At 64.7% G+C, this 20,770-nt stretch carries 19 protein-coding genes; 5 read left to right on the forward strand and 14 right to left on the reverse strand.

Annotation, left to right across the window (positions count from 1 at the left end; translation table 11 throughout):
- Positions 1 to 78: 78 nt before the first annotated feature.
- Positions 79 to 1,086, reverse strand: a complete 1,008-nt coding sequence (gene pdhA, locus JJT62_RS05970) for a pyruvate dehydrogenase (acetyl-transferring) E1 component subunit alpha (RefSeq protein WP_202071794.1) — start codon at positions 1,084 to 1,086, stop codon at positions 79 to 81.
- A gap of 142 nt (positions 1,087 to 1,228) precedes the next feature.
- Positions 1,229 to 2,005 (reverse strand): DUF1499 domain-containing protein, encoded by a 777-nt coding sequence (locus JJT62_RS05975; protein WP_202071795.1) that lies wholly within the window; start codon positions 2,003 to 2,005, stop codon positions 1,229 to 1,231.
- Between the two features lie 189 nt (positions 2,006 to 2,194).
- Between JJT62_RS05975 and JJT62_RS05980 the strand changes: the two genes are divergently transcribed.
- Positions 2,195 to 2,386 (forward strand): hypothetical protein, encoded by a 192-nt coding sequence (locus JJT62_RS05980; RefSeq protein ID WP_202071796.1) that lies wholly within the window; start codon positions 2,195 to 2,197, stop codon positions 2,384 to 2,386.
- Between the two features lie 136 nt (positions 2,387 to 2,522).
- Here JJT62_RS05980 and tuf read toward each other — a convergent pair whose 3' ends face one another.
- A complete protein-coding gene (gene tuf / locus JJT62_RS05985) occupies positions 2,523 to 3,713 on the reverse strand; it encodes an elongation factor Tu (RefSeq protein WP_202071278.1) in 1,191 nt (396 codons plus the stop codon).
- Between the two features lie 331 nt (positions 3,714 to 4,044).
- Between tuf and JJT62_RS05990 the strand changes: the two genes are divergently transcribed.
- The 3 genes from JJT62_RS05990 to JJT62_RS19515 all read left to right on the forward strand — a co-directional run bounded on the left by JJT62_RS05990 (position 4,045) and on the right by JJT62_RS19515 (position 5,792).
- The gene (locus JJT62_RS05990; RefSeq protein WP_202071797.1) at positions 4,045 to 5,220 is read left to right on the forward strand and encodes a DUF3611 family protein; all 1,176 of its coding nucleotides are present in this window, start codon (positions 4,045 to 4,047) and stop codon (positions 5,218 to 5,220) included.
- Between the two features lie 69 nt (positions 5,221 to 5,289).
- Positions 5,290 to 5,517, forward strand: a complete 228-nt coding sequence (locus JJT62_RS05995; RefSeq protein ID WP_202071798.1) for a hypothetical protein — start codon at positions 5,290 to 5,292, stop codon at positions 5,515 to 5,517.
- Positions 5,514 to 5,792, forward strand: coding sequence for a type II toxin-antitoxin system RelE/ParE family toxin (locus JJT62_RS19515; protein WP_202071799.1), 279 nt, complete (start codon positions 5,514 to 5,516; stop codon positions 5,790 to 5,792). Before JJT62_RS05995 ends, JJT62_RS19515 begins: the two co-directional genes overlap by 4 nt.
- A 6-nt stretch (positions 5,793 to 5,798) precedes the next feature.
- Here the strand turns inward: JJT62_RS19515 and gyrA are convergent, their stop codons facing one another.
- The 11 genes from gyrA to JJT62_RS06055 all read right to left on the reverse strand — a co-directional run bounded on the left by gyrA (position 5,799) and on the right by JJT62_RS06055 (position 19,864).
- A complete protein-coding gene (gyrA, locus tag JJT62_RS06005) occupies positions 5,799 to 8,531 on the reverse strand; it encodes a DNA gyrase subunit A (RefSeq protein ID WP_202071800.1) in 2,733 nt (910 codons plus the stop codon).
- Positions 8,532 to 8,959: 428 nt separating this feature from the next.
- On the reverse strand, positions 8,960 to 11,230 hold the full coding sequence (locus tag JJT62_RS06010; protein WP_202071801.1) for a DUF2167 domain-containing protein: 2,271 nt from the start codon (positions 11,228 to 11,230) through the stop codon (positions 8,960 to 8,962).
- 128 nt (positions 11,231 to 11,358) lie between these two features.
- Positions 11,359 to 11,727 carry an iron-sulfur cluster assembly accessory protein gene (locus tag JJT62_RS06015; protein ID WP_202071802.1) on the reverse strand — a complete coding sequence of 123 codons (369 nt, stop codon included), beginning with the start codon at positions 11,725 to 11,727 and terminating at the stop codon, positions 11,359 to 11,361.
- 10 nt (positions 11,728 to 11,737) lie between these two features.
- Positions 11,738 to 12,160 carry a VOC family protein gene (locus JJT62_RS06020; RefSeq protein ID WP_202071803.1) on the reverse strand — a complete coding sequence of 141 codons (423 nt, stop codon included), beginning with the start codon at positions 12,158 to 12,160 and terminating at the stop codon, positions 11,738 to 11,740.
- Between the two features lie 32 nt (positions 12,161 to 12,192).
- The gene (locus tag JJT62_RS06025) at positions 12,193 to 12,579 is read right to left on the reverse strand and encodes an SUF system Fe-S cluster assembly protein (protein ID WP_202071804.1); all 387 of its coding nucleotides are present in this window, start codon (positions 12,577 to 12,579) and stop codon (positions 12,193 to 12,195) included.
- Positions 12,580 to 12,595: 16 nt separating this feature from the next.
- On the reverse strand, positions 12,596 to 13,837 hold the full coding sequence (locus JJT62_RS06030; RefSeq protein WP_202071805.1) for a cysteine desulfurase: 1,242 nt from the start codon (positions 13,835 to 13,837) through the stop codon (positions 12,596 to 12,598).
- Positions 13,834 to 15,123, reverse strand: coding sequence for a Fe-S cluster assembly protein SufD (sufD, locus tag JJT62_RS06035; protein WP_202071806.1), 1,290 nt, complete (start codon positions 15,121 to 15,123; stop codon positions 13,834 to 13,836). The genes JJT62_RS06030 and sufD overlap by 4 nt, the downstream gene beginning before the upstream one ends.
- Positions 15,124 to 15,126: 3 nt before the next feature.
- Positions 15,127 to 15,879, reverse strand: coding sequence for a Fe-S cluster assembly ATPase SufC (gene sufC, locus JJT62_RS06040; protein WP_202071807.1), 753 nt, complete (start codon positions 15,877 to 15,879; stop codon positions 15,127 to 15,129).
- Between the two features lie 124 nt (positions 15,880 to 16,003).
- Entirely contained in the window at positions 16,004 to 17,473 is a 1,470-nt protein-coding gene (sufB, locus tag JJT62_RS06045; RefSeq protein WP_202071808.1) for a Fe-S cluster assembly protein SufB, read from the reverse strand.
- Positions 17,474 to 17,535: 62 nt separating this feature from the next.
- Positions 17,536 to 18,696 (reverse strand): cysteine desulfurase family protein, encoded by a 1,161-nt coding sequence (locus JJT62_RS06050; RefSeq protein WP_202071809.1) that lies wholly within the window; start codon positions 18,694 to 18,696, stop codon positions 17,536 to 17,538.
- Between the two features lie 100 nt (positions 18,697 to 18,796).
- The gene (locus JJT62_RS06055) at positions 18,797 to 19,864 is read right to left on the reverse strand and encodes a hypothetical protein (protein ID WP_202071810.1); all 1,068 of its coding nucleotides are present in this window, start codon (positions 19,862 to 19,864) and stop codon (positions 18,797 to 18,799) included.
- Between the two features lie 156 nt (positions 19,865 to 20,020).
- On the opposite strand from JJT62_RS06055, the gene JJT62_RS06060 reads away from it, so the two are divergent.
- Positions 20,021 to 20,695, forward strand: a complete 675-nt coding sequence (locus JJT62_RS06060) for an alpha/beta hydrolase (protein WP_202071811.1) — start codon at positions 20,021 to 20,023, stop codon at positions 20,693 to 20,695.
- Positions 20,696 to 20,770 lie beyond the last annotated feature (75 nt).

Raw genomic sequence — 20,770 nt, forward strand, 5'->3', positions numbered from 1 at the left:
GGCTGCCGATCGTGAGCGTTCCCTCTCCCGCTTGCGGGGGAGGGACAGGGAGGGGGAAAACATCAAGCACATAAAACTTCAGGCTCCCGCCAGCACGTCCGTATAAAGCTCGGAAGGATCCGGCTCCTTGTCGTTCATCGCAAAATCCGCCGCATCGGCGACAATCTTGCGAACGCCCGCGTCGATCTTCTTGAGCTCATCCTCGGCGACGCCATCGGCGAGCAGGCGCAGGCGCACCTGCTCGATCGGATCATGCTCCTCGCGCATCTTCTGCACTTCTTCCTTGGAGCGATATTTGGCGGGGTCTGACATGGAGTGGCCGCGATAGCGATAGGTCTGCGCTTCGAGGAGATAAGGCCCCTTCCCCGAGCGGCACCATTCCAGCGCCTCGGCCGTCGCGGCGCGCACGGCGCGGACATCCATGCCGTCGAGCTGGTGGCCCGGAATCCCGAAGGCGGCGCCGCGCATGGCGAAGTCAGTCTGGGCGGCGGCGCGCGTCAACGACGTGCCCATGGCGTAACGATTGTTCTCGACGATAAACAGCGCCGGCAGCTTCCACAGCGCCGCCATGTTGAAGGCCTCATAGACCTGGCCCTGATTGGCCGCGCCTTCGCCGAAGAAGGTCAGCGACACTCTGCCGTCGCCGCGATAGGCGTTGGCGAGAGCGACGCCCGCGCCGATCGGCGCTGGCGCGCCGACGATGCCATGCCCGCCGAAGAAATTCTTCTCCTGCGAGAACATATGCATGGAGCCGCCCTTCCCTTTGGAATAGCCGCCCCTTTTGCCCGCCAGCTCCGCCATGACGCCCTTGGCGTCCATGCCGCTCGCCAGCATATGGCCGTGATCGCGATAGCTCGTGGTGAACTGGTCGCCGTCACGCGCCGCCATTTTGGCGCCGACGACCACCGCCTCCTGGCCGATATAGAGATGGCAGAATCCGGCGATGACGCCCATGCCGTAAAGCTGGCCCGCCTTCTCCTCGAAGCGCCGAATCAGCAGCATCTCTCGAAGCGCGTGAAGCTCTTCCTCACGGGTGAAGTTGGGAACGCTGTGAACCGCGCTCGCGCCGTCGCCTTCATTGGCCATGGGCTGTTCTCGGCCTCCTACCCGTTAATTGGAGAACGAGCAGGACCATACCAGAGTCGTCGTTCAAAAACGAGTAAATCGGACCGCGCGCCTTCAGGCGCGCTTGTTGACAGGCGCGCCTGAAGGCGCGGGGTCCAATGGCCTATCGCGCGTCCAATTGCGTCTGCAGCTCTTCGGCGAAGGAAACGATCCGCGCGGCGTTGGCGCCGAAATCGTGCCGTCCATAGCGCGACGCCGAGCGCAAATCGATGCGCGTCTGTCCCGGCAATGGCTTGAGCCTGATCGTGATGTCCTCGTCGAAGCCCATGATCGGCGTCTTGTCGAGGAAATCCGCGTGCCCTTCCCCGGTTCGCCCGCCCGGCGGGCGCTGATCGACCACCTTCCAGCCGACGGCTTTCGCCGTTTTCAGCACCAGCGCAAAAGCCTCGTCGGCGTCGAGATCGACGACGATCGGCTCGACGTCCGGATAGGCGGGCCGCTGCGCCTCGCGCGCCTTCGCCGGCAAGCCTTTCGGCTGGAAACCCTTGCGCGCTTCGTAAGCGGCGCGCGATAGCGAGAAATAAGGCGGATTGGCGGTGTCGGTGGAAATGTCGGACAGCACCGGCAGCCGCACCGCCTCGAAAGCGAGATAGGCGGGATAAGCGAGCGTGAGCAGCGCCAGCATCCCGCCGCCGACCGCCGACCCGACGCCGCGCCTTCCCGTCCGCCAGATGACGACGCTCGCGGCGCCGACCAGAAGCAGCGCCACCAAGGCCAGCGCCACAGCGGCGCCGAAGGCGGCGAGCGCCGAGGCGGGCGCGACAATGCTCAGCCGCGCAAGCAGCACCGCGAGCAGCGCCACCGTCGCCGCAAAGAGCGCGACGTCGCGACTCCATAAAGCGGCTTGCGACCACGGCTCGGGCGGGAGCGTTCGACGCATATTGGCAAATAATCTCGCATGAGTTTCGCCAGCGGGCGGGCGCCGCATTTTTCAACCAAAACATCGCCGAATGCAACGATTGCTCTTTTGTCGCGAAACGCTGGGCCTTTAGCGAGTCTTTAAATCAAAACGGCGACAGTCTCCTCGCTCGGTCAACCGTAAAAGCGTTCGCGTATAGAGGAAGTCGCCATGTCGGATATCTCATCGGCCCAACCCGCCCCGTCCCAATCCGGCGGGCATCCTCACGATCTCCTGGCGCGGCTCTACCGCGAAATCGGCATTTCGGCCGTCGCCGCGGCGCTGGAAATTTCGCAAAGCGACATCGAGGACGATGATTATCAGGCGCCGTGGGCCCCGCTGGGCGAAGACCTCGCCGCCTGATACACGGCGCAATAAAAAAGCCCCACGGCGCTCGCCGCGGGGCTTTTTTTCTCGCAGACCCGGTTCTTGGACCGCGAGCCTTCAGGCTCGCTCGACCAAGACTGCGAGCCTGAAGGCTCGCGGTCCAGATCCGCTATTATTCGATAATGCTCGCGACCACGCCCGCGCCGACCGTGCGGCCGCCTTCGCGGATAGCGAAGCGCAGCTTCTCTTCCATGGCGACCGGAACGATCAGAGCCACTTCCATCGTGACGTTGTCGCCCGGCATCACCATCTCGACGCCCTCGGGGAGCGTCACAATGCCGGTCACGTCCGTCGTGCGGAAGTAGAACTGCGGACGATAGTTGGTGAAGAACGGCGTATGACGGCCGCCTTCTTCCTTGGTGAGGATATACGCCTCAGCCTTGAACTTCGTGTGCGGCTTCACCGAACCCGGCTTGCACAGAACCTGGCCGCGCTCGACGTCCTCGCGCTTCGTGCCGCGCAGCAGGCAGCCGACGTTGTCGCCCGCCTCGCCCTGATCGAGCAGCTTGCGGAACATTTCGACGCCGGTCACCGTCGTCTTGGTCGTCGGACGGATGCCGACGATCTCGACTTCCTCGCCGACCTTCACCACGCCGCGCTCGATGCGGCCCGTCACCACCGTGCCGCGGCCCGAGATCGAGAACACGTCCTCGACCGGCATCAGGAAGGGCTGGTCCTTCGGTCGCTCCGGCTGCGGGATATAGCGATCGACTTCCTGCATCAGCTTCAGGATCGCGTCATGGCCGATCTCGGGATTCTTGTTCTCGAGAGCGCACAGAGCCGAACCCTTGACGATCGGAATGTCGTCGCCGGGGAAGTCGTACTTCGAGAGAAGCTCGCGGACTTCGAGTTCGACGAGCTCGAGCAGCTCCGGATCGTCGACCATGTCGACCTTGTTGAGGAACACGACGAGCGCCGGCACGCCGACCTGGCGGGCGAGCAGGATGTGCTCGCGGGTCTGCGGCATCGGGCCGTCGGCGGCGGAGCACACGAGAATGGCGCCGTCCATCTGCGCCGCGCCGGTGATCATGTTCTTCACATAGTCGGCGTGGCCGGGGCAGTCGACGTGGGCGTAGTGGCGGTTCTGCGTCTCATATTCGACGTGCGCCGTCGAAATGGTGATGCCGCGCGCCTTCTCTTCCGGAGCCTTGTCGATCTGGTCGTAGGCCGTGAACGTCGCTCCGCCCGTCTCCGCCAGAACCTTGGTGATCGCCGCCGTCAAAGACGTCTTGCCGTGGTCGACGTGCCCGATCGTCCCGATGTTGCAGTGCGGCTTGGTGCGAGAGAATTTTTCCTTGGCCATTGTCCCGTTCCGATTGGGCGGGTCATCCGCCCGCGCGCGGCGGGCTTTTACGGGGTTACAAGGCCAAGAGCAAGGGGGCGCCGGCGCGATCGGGGCTCGCAATCCAGTTTAACAAACCCTACGCAGCCGCGTCATGCCCGCGCTTGTCGCGGGCATCCACGCCGAGACATTACGACACGCGGGGAGAAGAAGCGGCGTTGTCCGCACATGTTCTCAACATTCTGCGCCGGCGCGGACCCTTTGGCGCAGGGACGCAAGGCGGCGCTTGGGCTATATTGCAGCGCGGAAGGCCGCGAGGGCGCGTGGCGATCCGGCCGAATGGAGATGTCCGATGGGCTCCGATCCGAGGCGCAATTTATTATCAGCGTTTGTTTTTTGGATTTTTCTCCTGACCGGCGCCGCTGCGCTCGGCGTCGGCGCGGTTCGCGAGCATGCGCAGTTAGAGGCCGCGACGCGCGCTTACCTTACAGAGTTGCACATATCGCTGGGGCTCACGGCGGCGCTTCTTCTCGTCGCTCAAATCCTGATCGGCGTCACCCTTTATCTGATGGTCGAGAGCGGTGGGCCGCGCAATGCGCGGCGCATGATCGGCTTCTGGTTCAGGCAGGCGATCTATCTCTCGTTCATCGCGGCGGCGGCGGCCGGGGCGCTCGCGGCGATCTCTCGGGGCGAGCAGATTTTCTTTTGGGAATACCCTCTGCCCTTCTGGGACGCGGGCGCGCCCCAGGCGGCCGAGCATGCTCAACTCGCGCATATCATCGCCGCCTATGCCTTTGGCGCCCTCGCCGTCCTTTATGCGGCTTTCGCGCTGTTCGACCGGCTCTCTCCCGCCTCCCACAAGACGCTCGAACCGCCTGCGCCCGCCAGCATTGCGGCGATGATCGCGGACGGCCTCGCACAGAGCTTCCGCTTCTTCGGCGCGACGGCCTTTTGGGTGCAACTCTTTCTCGGCGTCGTATCGGCTCTCCTGCTGGCCTTCGCCTTTGCGGGCCATAGCGTGAGCCCCGGCGGCTCGAACTTCGGCGAAGCCATCTATTGGGCGTCGGCGGCTTTGGCGCTGATGCTGCTGTCGATCCTGTTCGGCTACCGCGACATGAACGCCGCCGCCTCCATCCGCAGCCGTCCCGAACGCTATCTCGCGCATGAGAGGCGCATGGCCTTCTGGTTTGTCGGCGCGGGCGGCTTCGTCAATGTGATGGGTGCGCTGTTGTCTTTCATCGGCACGGGGTTGAGCGTCGCGCTGCTGATCGGCAAGACCGTGTCGCAACCGCCGGGCATCGCCATCACCGATCCCACCAAGATCATCCGCGCGCTCGACGTTTTCGTTCTGCTGGTGAATTTCAGCCTGCTCTTCGCCCATTGCATCGGCGTCGGCGTCGCGGCCTGGCTGAGCATCAGCGCGCTGAAGGCGCGGCATCAATATGTGGTGGCAAGGGAGATGGCGCGCGCGCAGGAGAAGAGTATCGCCGTGGTGGCTGCGCCGGGCGTTGGCGAGCCAGCGGGTTGAGTGGGTGTCGGCAAAAAGGCGCGAGGGGCGCTATATTAGCCGCCGTAACCTGGAGGCAGAGCGACAAGCATGACCAGACTTCTCGAAAAAGCGATCGACAAAGTCCGCGACCTCCCTGCTGCCGAGCAGGACGCAATGGCCATGCTCATCCTCGACGCCATTGAAGCGGGCGCCCATCCCGCGCCGTTGGATGCGGAAACGATTGCGGCGCTGGAAGAAGGCTTAGCTCAGGCGCGGCGTGGGGAGTTTGCGTCGGACGAAGAAGTCGCGGCGCTTTGGAAGCGTCATGGCTTATGAGGGCGCGTTATACTCGACGCGCGCTGGCGGACATCGAACGTATCTTCGCTTACCTAGACGAACGCAGCCCGGCAGGCGCTGTGAGTATCAAGAAAGCTCTTCGGCGGGCGATCCAAACGGTAGAAACCTTCCCTATGGGTGGGCAGCTATCCGAGTGGAAAGGGCTGCGGCAACGCCCTGTCTCGCCATACCCCTATATCGTCTACTGGAAAGTTGAGGGCGAGGAAGCCTGGATCGTCCATATCCGCCATGCTGCGCGGCGGCGGCCTGAGTAGCCTTCGCTACTCTTCCGCCCCCTCACCCGCATCATCCTCACCCACATCCCCAATATGCTCGACCGACACCACGCGCTCATCCGCAGCGGTGTTGAACACGATCACGCCCTGCGCGCCACGTCCCGCGACTCTAATCCCTCCCACCGGGCAGCGGATCAACTGGCCGCCGTCGGTGACGAGCATGATCTCGTCGTCCTGCCCCACGGGGAATGAGGCCACAAGCTTGCCGTTCCGCGCATTCACCGCCATGGCGACGATGCCTTTGCCGCCGCGCCCGGTGATGCGGTACTCGTAGGAAGAGGTGCGCTTGCCGAAGCCGTTTTCCGAGACCGTCAGAATGATCTGCTCGGCCGCCTGCATGGCGGCGAAGCGCTCGTCGGAGAGCTCGACGGCGCCCGTCGCCTCCTCCGTGTCGGCGCCGGCGTCCGGCGCGACATCCTCGCCCATGCGGCGGCGCAGGGCGCTCGCCTTTTTGAGATAGGAGGAGCGCTCGTCGGGCGTCGCCTCGAAGTGCTTCAGGATCGAGAGCGAGATGATGCGATCGCCCTCGGCGAGCGACACGCCGCGCACGCCCATAGAGGTGCGGCCCTGGAAGACGCGCACTTCCGGCACGGCGAAGCGGATGCACTGGCCGTCGCGCGTCGTGAGCAGAATGTCGTCGGCTTCCGTCGCCGTGGCGACGTCGACGATCGCCTCGCCCTCATCGAGCTTCATGGCGATGAGGCCGTTGCGGCGCACTTCGCAGAAGTCCGAGAGCTTGTTGCGCCGAACCGTGCCGCCGGTCGTGGCGAAGATGACGTCCAGCGTCGCCCAGCTCGATTCGTCCTCGGGCAGCGGCATGATGGTGGTGATGCGCTCGCCCGCCTCCAGCGGCAGCATATTGACGAGCGCCTTGCCGCGCGCCTGCGGCGCCGCCAGCGGCAGCCGCCAGACCTTTTCCTTATAGGCCTTGCCACGCGAGGAGAAGAACAGCACCGGCGTATGCGTATTGGCGACGAAGAGGCGGTGGACGAAATCCTCCTCCTTCATCTGCATGCCGGAGCGGCCCTTGCCGCCGCGCCTTTGCGCGCGATAGGTCGAGAGCGGCACGCGCTTGATGTAGCCGGCGTGCGAGACGGTGACGACCATATCCTCGCGTGCGATGAGGTCTTCGTCCTCGACCTCGCCGTCGGCCTCGGTGATCTGCGTGCGGCGCGGTGTGGCGTAGGCCTCCTTCACCGCCAGCATCTCATCCTTGACGATGCCGAAGAGCTTTTCGCGCGAGCCCAGTATTTCCAGATATTCCGCGATCTCGGCGGCGAGCTTGTTGAGCGCTTCCGCAATTTCCTCGCGGCCGAGCGCCGTGAGACGCTGCAGGCGCAGATCGAGAATGGCGCGGGCCTGCGCTTCCGACAGGCGGATCGTGCCGTCGTCCGCGAGCTTATGGCGCGGGTCCGCGATGAGCGCGACGAGCGGCGCCATGTCCTTCGCCGGCCAGTCGCGCGCCATCAGCGCTTCGCGCGCGGCGGCCGCATCGGGCGAGGTGCGGATGAGACGGATGACTTCGTCGATATTCGCCACGGCAATGGCGAGGCCGACCTGCAGATGGGCGTTATCGCGCGCCTTGTTCAGGCGGAATTTGGTGCGGCGGGTGACGACGCTCTCGCGGAAATCCACGAAAGCGCGCAGCACGTCATGGAGCGTCAGCAGCTCCGGCCGGCCGCCGTTCAGCGCGATCATATTCACCGCGAAGCTCGATTGCAGCGCGGTGTGGCGCCAGAGCTGGTTCAGCACGACGTCGGCGACCGCCTCGCGCTTCAGCTCGATGACGATGCGCATGCCCTCGCGGTCGGACTCGTCGCGCAGATCCGAGATGCCCTCGATCTTCTTTTCCTTGACCAGCTCCGCAATGCGCTCGATCAGCGCCGCCTTGTTCACCTGATAGGGAATTTCGGTGAAGATGATCGCCTCGCGCTCCTTGCGCAGCGTCTCGATCTCCGCCTTGGCGCGCATGATGATGGAGCCGCGCCCCGTCGCATAGGCGTTGCGGATGCCGCCGCGCCCGAGGATCGTCGCCGCGGTCGGGAAGTCCGGCCCCGGCACGATCTCCATCAGCTCCGCGACCGTCATGTCGGGCTTGTCGATCAGCGCGATGCAGGCGTCGATGACCTCGCCGAGATTATGCGGCGGAATATTCGTCGCCATGCCGACGGCGATGCCGCCCGCGCCATTGACGAGGAGATTGGGAAAGCGCGCCGGCAGGACGGTCGGCTCGTGCTCCTTGCCGTCGTAATTCGGCTGGAAGTCGACCGTGCCTTCGTCGATATCCTCGAGCAGCGCGAGCGCGGGTTTCGCGAGACGCGACTCGGTGTAACGCATGGCTGCCGGCGGATCATTGTCGACCGAGCCGAAATTGCCTTGCCCATCGATGAGCATGAGCCGCATCGAAAAGGGCTGCGCCATGCGCACCAGCGCGTCATAGATCGCGGCGTCGCCATGCGGGTGATATTTACCCATGACGTCGCCGACGATGCGCGCCGACTTCACATAAGGCTTGTCCGGCGTATGGCCGTTCTCGTGCATCGAGAACATAATGCGACGATGCACGGGTTTCAGGCCGTCGCGAACGTCCGGCAGGGCGCGGCTCACGATCACGCTCATCGCGTAATCGAGATAGCTGCGCTTCATCTCGTCGGCGATGGAAACCGGCCTGATGTCGGACTTTTCGGAGTCGTCTTTTTTCGTGTCGTCGTCGGCCAAGGGCGCGCCAATCCCAAATTATAGATACAGGCTACTCCTATAGGCGATTCGAGCCGCCCGCGCCAGCCGCGGCGGGCAGAAAACATCCTTCTAAACCAATATCTTATTAGATATCCCCCGCAAAATCCAGGCCGAAGAGGCGTTTAGCTTGCGCAGGGAGAAGGGAATACTCTCAGAAAATTGAAACTGCGAGGCAATCAGGGCGGAAAGCGCCCAAGAGCGAAAAGCCCGGCCATGGGCGCGGCCGGGCCGAGAAAGCCTATTATGGCGATCGCAAAATTGGGTGCTGTCATTCCCGACGCTCGCGAAGCGAGCGATCGGGAATCCAGAGCAGAACCAGCGCTTTTGCGGCTCTTCATTCCCGGTCGGGCTTTCAGCCCGCCGGGAATGACCGAGCCCCAATGCGAGCTATTCAAACGAAAAGCGTATTACTCTTCGGTAGCGAGACGCGCGCGCGCCGCCTCGATGGCCGCAGAGTCCGCGGCCCCGGGCTCCACAAGCCCAAAACCGCCGTCCTCGGCCGCAACCTGCGAAGCGGCCGGAGCGACATCGTCGACGGCGTGCTGCGGCTCGGCAATCTGCACGCCGTTCTGCCCCGGCTCGATCAGTTCGGGTTCCAGAAGGCCCTCCGCAGGCGCCTTTTCCGGCTCCCGATCCACGATCAACGGCGCAACGAATTCTTCGGCCACCGCAACCGCCGCGCCTCCCGAGGTCCGGGGCGTCCTGACGATGCGCGCGACATTCACCGGCGGGGGCGGCGCCTCCTCGCTTGTGCGGCGCATCCGGGCGGCCAGCTTCTTGAGCGCCGATACGGGTTCTTCTTCCGGAACGCCATTTGATACGGCGTCAGCCCGCGGCGCGGCTTTCGATTTCTGAAGCTTTCTCGCTTCGAGAAGGCCCGCAAATCTGCTTTTGAGAGCGCTCAGGGTGGAATTCAGTCGCGAATCTCCAACAGGAGCCGACTCCAACGCGCTCTCGGTCTTCTTTGCGAAACGCGCATGAAGCGACGGCAAGAGACGCGCGAGAAGCGACGCGGGAGCCTGTTTTGCCGGTTCGCTCGTTTCTGGGTGAAGCGCTTCGGCGGGAGCGGACTCCGCTTCCTGTTGTTGCGCTTCTTCTTTGCCGGCCTCTTCGCGGCGGCGTTTCAGGTAAACATAGAGGCCGAGCGAGATTGCTCCGAAGAGAGCCGGATAGAGAAGGCCGGAAATGCGATCGAGGATCGACGGGGCCGGAGCCCCCTCTTCTGGCGCCAGGACGGGCTTGACCGTCTTCGCCGCGACGTCGCGCGTCAGGAGATCGGCCGCCGAATAGGACGCGACGGGGTCGGTCGCGGCGTCGAATTCCTCATAGGCCGCGCCGTGGTCGAAAACGATCGTCTCGGCCAGCGCGGCGGCTTCGTTTTTCAAACGCTCGGCCATCTCGCCGCCGTCGGCCAGGCCGACCTTGATCGCGCCATTGCGCCCGAGCGCCCAGGCCTCGCAATTGAAGAAGCCGTCGGACCCGTTCTGATTATTCGGCGTGGAAATATTCGCGCAGGCGGACAAGCGGCCCTTGGCGTCGAGCGCCGGCGGGGTGAGCCAGCGGTCGAGCGTCACGGGCGGCTCGCCGGCCCGCGCACGTTGGGCGTTGATCTCCGGCAGGCTCGCCTGGAAGGCCGCGAGCAATTCGTCCGCCTGCAACGACTCGGGCGCGCCGGTCTTGATATAACCGTCCTCGACGAGCTCGACAGGGGCAAGCCAATCCAGCCCGTTGCCTGTAGGCGCGATCATCCCTTGGATGCCGGCGCGCCATTCGAGCCCCGCTTCCTTGGCGAGCTTTTTGGCGGCTTCGGGTGGTAGGAAGATACGGCCTGCCGGCAGCCACAGTGTCGCCCGGTCGGCGAGGCGCACTTGGGCGGGGCCGACGACGCCTTCGGCAAGGATGGCGCCGATGCGGGTTTCGAGATCGTCCTGCGGCGGCGCCGAGGCGTTCTCTACCCCTTCTGAAGGCGCGGCGGCCTCCGGAGCTTGGGTTGCTGCTCCGGCGTCCGCGGTTTCCGGAGCGGGCGCTTGGGCGGCAAGCGGCGGCTCCTCGTGCGCCGTGGAATCGAGGCTTGGGACAAGCGCGGGAGCCGCGGCGCCGCCTTGCAGGTCGATCGCCTTCTGGTCGAAGGCGGCGGGCGGCGCGCTCAAGGCCGCAACGCTCTTGCGCGGCGGGTTCAAGATCATGATCGGCGGGCCGATCGGCGCCGGCTCTACGATCGTCGGCGCTTGCGCGACGACCGGCTCTTCTGCAGGCGTCGCGGCTTCCTGGGCGGCCGGCGCCGCTTCTGGCGTGACAGGATGCTCGACGACGTCCGGCGTTGCAGGCTTTGTCGCCTCTGCGACCGGAGCCTGGATAGGCTGGGCGGGCGCCGCTTGCACAGCGGCGGCCGGCGCCAATGTTGGCTTCAAATCCGGTTTCGCGGCGACGGCGGGGCTCGGCTGCTCGGCAGGCTTCGGCGCTGGCTTGGACGCCTGCGCGGCGCCCTTGACCGGCTTCAAAGGCGCCATTTCGAAAATAATGTCCTGTGTCGAATTCGGCGCCATTGGCGCCATTTGGTAAATCACGTCCTCGCCGACGCGCCGTCCGTCGCGCGCGAGGCCCTGCGATGGGACCAGGGACAGTGCGGCCAGGAGGGCGACGCTCGACGCGACGACGGGTGGTTTGGAAACGGACATCGAGACGGCTCCGGGACGCACAAAACGCACTGCCGGAGCTTTGGCCGTCGATGTTGAAGAAAGCGCTATTTATCAGTCGCGGAGAAAAGCAAACGCATTGTCAGCGTTAATGAAGCGTGTAGGCGCCGTTACGCCGTCGGGGCGAGGCTGGAGGGGTCCGCCTCTTTCAACTCGACGCTCTCGCCGCAGCCGCAGGCGGAGGTCTGGTTGGGGTTCTCGAAGACGAAAGACGACTCGAATTGCGTGGTCTTCACGTCCATTGTCGTCCCGAGCAGATAAAGCACGGCCTTCGAGTCGACGATGACGCGGCCGCCATCGAAATCGATCACCTCGTCGCCCGGCTCCGGCTCGGTCAGCGCCATTCGATAGGCGACGCCGGCGCAGCCGCTCTTCTCCAGCGAGACACGAAGCCCGACGCCCGGTTCGGATTTGGCCAACAGGCCGCGCACGCGCTCGGCGGCGGCGGGGCTAACATTCATCACGCTCGGTGCCGACATCTCTTCATCCTCAATAGTTCGCCCAGATACCAGGGCTCGCAAGCTCTACAAGGTGGTCGTCGGGATCGCGGAAATAAAGGCTGATCCCGCCGCGTGGCCATTGCATTCGCGCTTCGATCTCGACGCCATGCTCGGCGAGGCGGTTTTCCCATGCGGGAATTTCGTCCGCCTCGACGGCGAAGGCCAGATGCGCCGGGCCCGATCCGTCGTGCGGCGGAATGCGCCCGCCCGGCAAATCCACCGGCTCCAAGGTTGCGCCGCGCTTGAAGAGCAGCAGCACGCTTGCCGGACCGCAATCGAGCGCCCACATGCGGCTGTCTTGCGCCATGGGCGTGAGGCCGAGCGTTTCCTCGTAGAAGCGCCCGGCCCGCGCGAGATCTTCGACGTAGACGGCTGTCTCCAGAACCTTTGGTTTCAACCGCGGCGTAAACATGACATCCCGCGCCCCGCCTTGGCGCATTCCACTCAGAACATGTCGAGCGTGACGCGCGCCTCGTCCGACATGCGGCTCTGATCCCACGGGGGATCGAACACGAGATTGACTTTGACGTCGCTGACGCCCGGCACTGTGTTCACCGCATTCTTGACCCATATGGGCATCTCGCCGGCGACGGGACAGCCCGGCGCCGTCAGCGTCATGTCGATTTCGACCACGCCTTCGTCCGAAATATCGATGCGGTAGACGAGTCCCAGCTCGTAAATGTCAGCCGGGATCTCGGGGTCGTAGACCGTCTTAAGCGCCTTGACGACTTCGTCCGCAAGGCTGTCGCCCGCTACCGCTTTCGTTGTGCGCTCATCCGCAGCCACAGGATCGACGCTTTCCGTTTCGCTTGTTTTAAGAGCTTCGCTCATCAGCACGAGAACCTCCTCACGCGAAAAGTTTTTGAGCTTTAAGCAAAGCGTCTGCCAAACGATCTACCTCGTCACGCGTATTATAGAGCGCGAAGGAAGCGCGGCAGGTCGAGGTGACGCCGAAGTGCGAGAGCAGCGGCATAGCGCAATGCGTGCCGGCGCGCACTGCGACGCCAGAGCGATCGATGATCGTGGCGACGTCATGCGCATGCGCCGCCGCCATCTCGAAAGCGACGATCGGCCCCTTGTCGGGCGCATTGCCGAAGATGCGCAGTCCCTCGATCTCCGAGAGACGCTGCTGCGCGTAAGCGGTGAGCTGCGCCTCATGCGCGCGGATCGCGCCGCGGCCGATGCTCTCGATATAATCCAGCGCGGAGGCGAGGCCGACGGCCTGCGCGATCGGCGGCGTGCCGGCCTCGAAACGATGCGGCGGCGCGTTGTAGGTCACTGTGTCGCGCGTGACGGTTTCGATCATCTCACCGCCGCCGGCGAAAGGCGGCAGGCTCTCGAGCCATTTCCGCTTGCCGTAAACAGCGCCGATGCCCGTCGGCCCATAAAGCTTGTGTCCCGTGACGACATAGAAATCGACGTCGAGCGCCTGAACGTCCACATCGAGATGCACCGCGCCCTGAGAGCCGTCCACGCAGACCGGCACGCCATGGGCATGGGCAATGCGCGCGATTTCGGCGATCGGCGTCGGGGCGGCGACGACATTCGACATATGGGTGACCGCGACGATCTTCGTGCGATCGGTGATCATCTTCTCGAAAGCGTCGAGGTCGATGACGCCATTGTCGTCCGGCACGATCCATTTGATCACGGCGCCCTTGCGTTCCCGCAGGAAATGCCAGGGCACGATATTGGAGTGGTGCTCCATCAGCGACACGATAATCTCGTCGCCTTCGCCAATATGGGCGAGCCCATAGGAGGAGGCGACGAGATTGAGCGCTTCGGTCGCGCCGCGGGTGAAGATGATCTCTTCCGTCGAAGGAGCGTTGAGGAAGCGCCGCAAGGTTTCGCGGGCGCCCTCATAGCCTTCCGTCGCGGCGTTGGCGAGATAGTGTAGGCCGCGATGGACGTTGGCGTATTCATGCTCGTAGAAATGCGAGAGCCGCTCGATCACCGCGCGCGGCTTCTGCGCCGAAGCGGCGTTGTCGAGATAGGCGAGCGGCTTGCCATAGGGCCGCTCGGCCAGGATCGGGAAATCCGCGCGGACCGCCTCGACGTCGTAGAGTTTCAAGGGCGCCTGCTCATTCATTTGGATCTCGCCGCTAGCCAGGAGGAGATGCGTTCGACGAGATAGCCGCGCAACGTCTCGTCTTCGAGCCCTGCGAAAGCCTCGTTGGCGAAGCCTTCGATGAGCAGCGATTCTGCCGCATAGCGCGGAATGCCGCGCGCCATGAGATAAAAAAGCTGTTCCTTGTCGAGCCGTCCGCATGTGGCGCCATGGCCGCATTGGACATCGTCGGCGAAGATCTCCAGCTCCGGCTTATTGTTCATGGTCGCGCCGTCGGAGAGCAGGATCGCTTTCGACTGCATGACGCCGTCGGTCTTCTGCGCATGCGGCCGCACGACGATCTTGCCCTGGAAGACGCCGGTTCCCTGCTCGTCGATGATGTTCCGGAACGCTTCGCGGCTCTCGCCGTTGGGGAAAGCGTGATCGACGACGAGCGTCGTATCCGCATGCTGGCGCCCGCGCGCGAGCGTCGCGCCATTGAGCGCGACCTTCGCCCGCTCGCCGTCGAGACGGGCGAAGATTTGCCGGCGCAACAGCCCCGCGCCTTCGATCAGCGCATAGGAGTTGAGGCTCGCGCCTTCGTCGAGATGCGCGAGCAGGCTCATGACGCGCACGAGCTTGTCACCCTGCCCCGAGGCCAAGGTAACCAGATCGAGCGTGGCGCCGGAGGCGAGCCTGACGATGAGTGTCTGATTATCCTGCGCGGGCGCCGCCGTGAGCGCGCCGGCCGTCTCGACGATCGTCGCCTTGGCGTCCTTGCCCAGGATAACGAGCGAGCGGGTGAAGCTCGACTGCGCCTCCGGGGAGGACACATAGCTTGCCAGCTCGATCTTCTTTTCCAGCGTCACGCCGGCGGCGATGCGCAGGATCACGCCGTCCTGCATCAGCGCGGCGTTCATCGCGACCATGGGGTCTTGCGCCTGCACGTCGTCGCTCGCGACAAGCGCCATCACGCCCGGCGCGCCCTGCGCCAGCGCCTCGCGCAGCGGCTGTACCTTCACGCCTTCCGGCAGAGCGGCGAGATCCGAGAGGTCCGCCCGAAACACGCCGTCGAGCGTGACGAGCCGCACCGTCCCAGGCGCGGCCGGCAACTCGGGCGCGCCCGCCGGGGCGGGAGCGATCGGCGCGGGCTTGGCGAGCGCCGCCTTGAGGTCGGTGTAATGCCAGGCCTCGACGCGGCGGTTCGGCAGGCCCTTGGCGGCGAAGGCTTCCCAGGCCGCCTGACGCAGGCTGGCGGCGCCCTTGCTCTTCATCGTTTCGAAGAGCGCGGAGAAAGCGGTGTCGGCTTCTGTCGCGAGCTTGATCATGGCTTACGCCGCCTCTTCAGCCAGATATTCCTGATAGCCGCGGTCTTCGAGCTCGAGCGCCAGCTCCGGCCCGCCCGAGCGCTGGATGACGCCCTTGGCCATCACATGCACAGTATCGGGTTTGATGTAATCGAGAAGGCGTTGATAGTGGGTGATGACCAGGAAGGAGCGCTGCGGCGAGCGCAGCGAATTGACGCCTTCCGAGACGACGCGCAGCGCGTCGATGTCGAGCCCCGAGTCGGTCTCGTCGAGAATGCCGAACTTCGGCTGAAGCAGCGCCATCTGCAGAATGTCCATGCGCTTCTTCTCGCCGCCGGAGAAGCCGGAGTTCAGCGGCCGGCGCAGCATCTCCTGGCTGACGCCGAGCTTGGCGGACGCTTCCTTCACGGCCTTCATAAATTCGGGCGTCTCCAGCTCGGGCTCGCCGCGCAGGCGGCGCTGGGCGTTCATCGCGGCCTTGAGGAAGGTCATGGTGGCGACGCCGGGAATTTCGACCGGATATTGGAAGGCCAGGAAGATGCCCTTGGCGGCGCGCTCATGCGGCTCGAGATCGAGAATGTTCTCGCCGTCGAGTAGCACTTCGCCTTCCGTGATCTCATAGCCCTCGCGGCCGGAGATCACATAGGAGAGCGTCGATTTGCCGGTGCCGTTCGGCCCCATGATGGCGGCGACCTCGCCGTCCTTCACGGTGAGCGTGAGGCCCTTGAGTATTTTCCGGTCGCCGACCGAAACGTGGAGGTTTTTGATTTCGAGCATGGTTGAAATCCCGATTGTTTCAGTCGTCATTGCGAGCGAAGCGAAGCAATCTAGCGCTGCGACGCCGCTCCTGGATTGCTTCGTCGCTACGCTCCTCGCAATGACGAGACGTGCGACGAAAGCGTTAACCAACGCTCCCTTCCAGCGAGATCGAGATCAGCTTCTGCGCCTCGACCGCGAATTCCATCGGAAGCTGCTGCAGCACGTCGCGCACGAAGCCGTTCACGATCAGCGCCGTCGCCTCTTCCGCCGATAACCCGCGCTGCTGAGCGTAGAAGAGCTGATCCTCGGAGATCTTCGAGGTTGTCGCTTCATGCTCGAACTGCGCGCTCGGGTTCTTGGATTCGATATAGGGAACCGTATGCGCGCCGCAGTCGTGGCCGACCAGCAGGCTGTCGCATTGGGTGAAGTTGCGCGCGCCTTCCGCCTTGCGGTGCGCGGACACCTGCCCGCGATAGGTGTTCTGCGACTTGCCAGCCGAAATGCCCTTGGAGACGATGCGGCTCTTGGTGTTGCGGCCGAGATGAATCATCTTGGTGCCGCTGTCGACCTGCTGATGGCCGTTCGACACCGCGATCGAGTAGAACTCGCCCTGGCTATCGTCGCCACGCAGGATGCAGGACGGATATTTCCAGGTGATGGCCGAGCCCGTCTCCACCTGCGTCCAGCTAATATGCGAGTTGCGGCCGCGGCAGTCGCCGCGCTTGGTGACGAAGTTGTAAATGCCGCCCCTGCCCTCGCTGTCGCCGGGGTACCAGTTCTGCACCGTCGAATACTTGATCTCGGCGTCGTCGAGCGCCACCAGCTCGACAACGGCCGCGTGCAACTGGTTCTCGTCGCGCTTGGGCGCCGTGCAGCCTTCGAGATAGCTGACATAAGAGCCCGCGTCGGCGATGATCAGCGTGCGCTCGAACTGCCCCGTCTTCTGCTCATTGATGCGGAAGTAGGTGGAAAGCTCCATCGGACAGCGCACGCCCTTCGGCACATAGACGAAGGAGCCGTCGGAGAAGACGGCGCTGTTCAGCGTCGCATAGAAATTATCGGTCACCGGCACGACCGAGCCGAGATATTTGCGCACCAGCTCGGGATGCGTCTTCACGGCCTCGGAGATCGGGCAGAAGATCACGCCCGCCTTGCCGAGCTCCTCTTTGAAGGTCGTCGCGACCGACACCGAGTCGAAGACCGCGTCCACAGCGACCTTGCGCGTCTCGACGCCCGCGAGGATTTCCTGCTCCTTGAGCGGAATGCCGAGCTTCTCATAGGTGCGCAGCAGCTCCGGATCGACCTCGTCGAGCGTCTTGGGCCCGGGCGTCGACTTCGGCGCGGCGTAGTAGTAGAGGTCCTGATAGTCGATCGGCGGATAATGGACGCGCGCCCAGTTGGGCTCTTCCATCGTCAGCCAGCGGCGATACGCTTCCAGCCGCCATTCGGTGAGCCACTCGGGTTCGTTCTTCTTGGCGGAGATGAAACGAACGATGTCTTCGCTCAGGCCCTTAGGGGCCTTCTCGGACTCGATCTCCGTCGTAAAGCCATACTTGTAGGCGTCGACGTCGATTTCCTCGACGCGCGCAACGGTCTCCTGACGAGCCGCCATCTTCTCTCTCTCCTCGCCACGACGGGTTCAAGGTCCGCCGGCCGATGCGGTTCCAGCCTTTTTCAGGCGCCGGAACGCCGCGACCTGATACGGTCCACGACCTCCGCAAGAACCATTCCAAACTGTTCTACATCCTCTTGCCGCGTAGACCAACCCAGGCTGGCGCGCAGCGCCTCTTTTTCGGGCGCCCCCATCGCCGCGAGCACGTGGGACTCGCGGACCTTGCCCGAAGAGCAGGCAGAGCCGCTGGAGACGGCGACGCCGGCAAGGTCCAGCGCCATCAACAGGGTATGGGCTGGAATTCCCGGAATCGCAAAGGCGCTGACGCTGCCGACGCGATGCGCGCCCCTGCCGAAAAAGCGAACATCCGCCACTATCCCGGCGATCCGGCTCTCGAGTGCGTCGCGCAGGGCGCCAAGACGGGTATTTTCGCTTGGGACCCCTTGGAGCGCGGCCGTGAAAGCCGCCGAGAAACCAGCAATTGCAGGGACATTCTCGGTTCCGGCGCGACGTCCGAACTCCTGCCCGCCGCCCTTCACCAGCACATCCAATATGTGGAGGCCATCTTGCGCCGCCGCAAGCGCCCCCGCCCCCAATGGACCGCCGAGCTTATGTGAGGAAAAGAACAAAAAATCTGCGCCGGTCGATTGGAAGGTTGTCTCTATTCTGCCAATCGCCTGGGTCGCGTCGCAAATGAGGAGGCCGCCCGCTGCATGGACCTGCTCGGCGGCCTCGTAAACCGGCTGAATCACGCCCGTTTCGTTGTTTACCGCCTGAAGCGCGACGAGGACGCGCCTGCCGCGAGAGCGCGCCAGCGCCGCCTCCAGAGCGGCGAGCGACAGCGCCCCCGCCGGCGTCAACGCGATCCGCTCGACGGCCTGAGCGGGAAAACGATGCCCCATCAAAACCGCCGGATGCTCCCCGGCGCCGACGAGCAGAACCTCGATCGGCGCCGTTTCGCTTCCGCGCTGCAACATGGGCGTGAGGGCGAGATTGGCGGCCTCGGTCGCGCCGCTCGTGAAGGCGACGTTGCGGGGGGCTGTTCCGAGCCCCTTGGCGATCGTCGCCCGCGCCTGCTCCAGCACGGCCTTCGCTGCGCGCCCCTCGGCATGGACCGAGGAAGCGTTCCCCGGCGCCTCCATCGCCGCCAGGATCGCCGCCCGTGCGGCGGGGCGCAGGGGAGAGGTGGCGTTGTGGTCGAGATAGATGCGGTTTTTGGACATGAGGCTGATTTACGCTCTCTCGGCCGGGGACGGGAGGGGCCGAGCGCGCAATCTCGCCACTCTCCATCGCTTGCCGGTCGAGAAGACCGCGACACCGCGGTTAATTCCAAAGCAATCGCCGCCGCCCGAGCCAGAACCCGAACCGCTGCGCCAGAACCGCCAGCCCCAGCAGGGAGGCCGCCAACCCAATGACGGCGTTTGCGGCAGTCACGGCCAGGCCGCCGAAGATCAGCGCCCCGCGACCAAGCGTCGCCAAAATCGCCCGCGTCGCGGAGCCCTCTACTTGCGCGAGCTTCGCCGCCTTGCCGAATTCTGCGGCGTCTTCGGCTACGGCGAGCGCGTCCTTCACCCCGCCTGCCCCAGCGCGGCGAAAGAGAGTCGCGGCGTCTTTGCCGAGCGCGCGGAAACCGGCGAGCGCGTCGGGCCGGATGACCTTGACGGCGGAGGCGCGCGCCAGGGCGAGATCGAGCTTCGCTCCGGCGGAGACGCCTGCGGCAAGCGCCTCGCGGTCAACGGCCTTCGCAGCGGCGGCGGTCAGCGCCTTAGCCAGAGGCGCGGAAAGGCGCCCGGCCTTTTGCGCGCCTTTCACCATGGTCAGGCCATAGCGCGCCGGGAGCAAGGCGCCCACGCTCGACCAGGTGGCGGCGGAAAGCGCCAGGCCCGTTGCAGCGAGGCCGACGACAAGCGCGTCCGGCTCCTCGTTCCGGTCCAGCTTTTTCGCTTCGTTCCAAAGATCCCGTAGATCGCCGTAGCCGGTGAGGTCGCCGGCCAGCGCCCCCGCGAAACCGGCGCCATTTTCGCGCGCGCCATGGAGGAAGCCTTCCGAAAAATCCTCGACTGCCTTCTCACGCGCCCGCGTGTGAAGCTCGGAAAGACGCGCGCGCTGCTCCGGGGACGCAGCAAATCCGCGCCGGGCCCCAAGCTCCATGAAGCTCTCCGCTAACTCTTCATCCCGAGCGGTGAGCGCCGCGTCGAGGCCGGCGGCGAACCGCGTAGATGTGAACGTCTGATCGAGCCGCGCCTCGGCGAGCGCGATAGGATCGTCCTTGCTCGCGGCGAGGCGGAAGCTGTCGAGCGCGGGCGCAAAGTTCCCCGCCGCGAACCAAAGCAGCAGCGCCGCAACGGCAAAGAAGAGGGGCGCGCGGGCGCGCATGAGGTTGCACTTCATGCACAAAGATTTAAGCGCTCGCCCACCGCACCGCGAGCCCCTCTCCCGATCTGCGTTGAAATCAAGGCGAAGACGCCACGAGGCGCCGAATTCCCTTGCTTTTCACTCGGTCAAGCGTGTTAAGAACGCCCCAGCCAGTTTCCACAGGGAATTCAAATGCCCGAAGTCATCTTCGCCGGTCCCGCCGGCAGGCTCGAAGGCCGCTTCCATCAGTCCGCCACGCGCGGCGCGCCGATCGCCATCATTCTGCATCCGCACCCGCAATTCGGCGGGACGATGAATAATCAGATCGTCTACCACCTCTATTACGCCTTCGCCGAGCGCGGCTTCTCGGTGCTGCGCTTCAACTTCCGCGGCGTCGGACGCTCGCAGGGGGCCTTCGACCATGGCTCGGGCGAGCTCTCGGACGCGGCGGCGGCGCTCGATTGGGCGCAGGCGGTCAACCCCGAGGCGCGCGCCTGCTGGATCGCCGGCGTCTCCTTCGGCTCCTGGATCGGCATGCAGTTGCTCATGCGCCGGCCGGAGATCGAAGGCTTCATCTCCGTTGCGCCGCCCGCCAACCGGTTCGACTTCTCGTTCCTCGCCCCCTGCCCGTCCTCGGGCCTCTTCATTCACGGCGACCAGGACCGCGTCGCGCCGCTGAAAGAAGTCACCGGATTGATCGAGAAGCTCAAGACGCAGAAGGGCATTCTCATCGAGCATGCCGTGGTCGAGGGCGCCAATCACTTCTTCGAGAACAAGGTCGAGCCGCTGATCGCGCATGTGGACGCCTATCTCGACCGGCGCCTCAACAACCCGCCGCGCATTCTGATCCCCGCGCGGGGCGACTAACTTCCGTCATTGCGAGCGAAGCGAAGCAATCCAGAGCCACATTGCCGCCCTGGATTACTTCGTCGCTTCGCGCCT

The organism is Methylocystis sp. Sn-Cys, assembly GCF_016745395.1.
Lineage (GTDB): Bacteria > Pseudomonadota > Alphaproteobacteria > Rhizobiales > Beijerinckiaceae > Methylocystis > Methylocystis iwaonis.

Coding starts and splice junctions, on each gene's coding strand:
- pdhA (WP_202071794.1), bottom strand. CDS start 1,086: ATGGCCAATGAAGGCGACGGCGCGAGCGCGGTTCACAGCGTTCCCAAC.
- JJT62_RS05975 (WP_202071795.1), bottom strand. CDS start 2,005: ATGCGTCGAACGCTCCCGCCCGAGCCGTGGTCGCAAGCCGCTTTATGG.
- JJT62_RS05980 (WP_202071796.1), top strand. CDS start 2,195: ATGTCGGATATCTCATCGGCCCAACCCGCCCCGTCCCAATCCGGCGGG.
- tuf (WP_202071278.1), bottom strand. CDS start 3,713: ATGGCCAAGGAAAAATTCTCTCGCACCAAGCCGCACTGCAACATCGGG.
- JJT62_RS05990 (WP_202071797.1), top strand. CDS start 4,045: ATGGGCTCCGATCCGAGGCGCAATTTATTATCAGCGTTTGTTTTTTGG.
- JJT62_RS05995 (WP_202071798.1), top strand. CDS start 5,290: ATGACCAGACTTCTCGAAAAAGCGATCGACAAAGTCCGCGACCTCCCT.
- JJT62_RS19515 (WP_202071799.1), top strand. CDS start 5,514: ATGAGGGCGCGTTATACTCGACGCGCGCTGGCGGACATCGAACGTATC.
- JJT62_RS06010 (WP_202071801.1), bottom strand. CDS start 11,230: ATGTCCGTTTCCAAACCACCCGTCGTCGCGTCGAGCGTCGCCCTCCTG.
- JJT62_RS06015 (WP_202071802.1), bottom strand. CDS start 11,727: ATGTCGGCACCGAGCGTGATGAATGTTAGCCCCGCCGCCGCCGAGCGC.
- JJT62_RS06020 (WP_202071803.1), bottom strand. CDS start 12,160: ATGTTTACGCCGCGGTTGAAACCAAAGGTTCTGGAGACAGCCGTCTAC.
- JJT62_RS06025 (WP_202071804.1), bottom strand. CDS start 12,579: ATGAGCGAAGCTCTTAAAACAAGCGAAACGGAAAGCGTCGATCCTGTG.
- JJT62_RS06030 (WP_202071805.1), bottom strand. CDS start 13,837: ATGAATGAGCAGGCGCCCTTGAAACTCTACGACGTCGAGGCGGTCCGC.
- sufD (WP_202071806.1), bottom strand. CDS start 15,123: ATGATCAAGCTCGCGACAGAAGCCGACACCGCTTTCTCCGCGCTCTTC.
- sufC (WP_202071807.1), bottom strand. CDS start 15,879: ATGCTCGAAATCAAAAACCTCCACGTTTCGGTCGGCGACCGGAAAATA.
- sufB (WP_202071808.1), bottom strand. CDS start 17,473: ATGGCGGCTCGTCAGGAGACCGTTGCGCGCGTCGAGGAAATCGACGTC.
- JJT62_RS06050 (WP_202071809.1), bottom strand. CDS start 18,696: ATGTCCAAAAACCGCATCTATCTCGACCACAACGCCACCTCTCCCCTG.
- JJT62_RS06055 (WP_202071810.1), bottom strand. CDS start 19,864: ATGAAGTGCAACCTCATGCGCGCCCGCGCGCCCCTCTTCTTTGCCGTT.
- JJT62_RS06060 (WP_202071811.1), top strand. CDS start 20,021: ATGCCCGAAGTCATCTTCGCCGGTCCCGCCGGCAGGCTCGAAGGCCGC.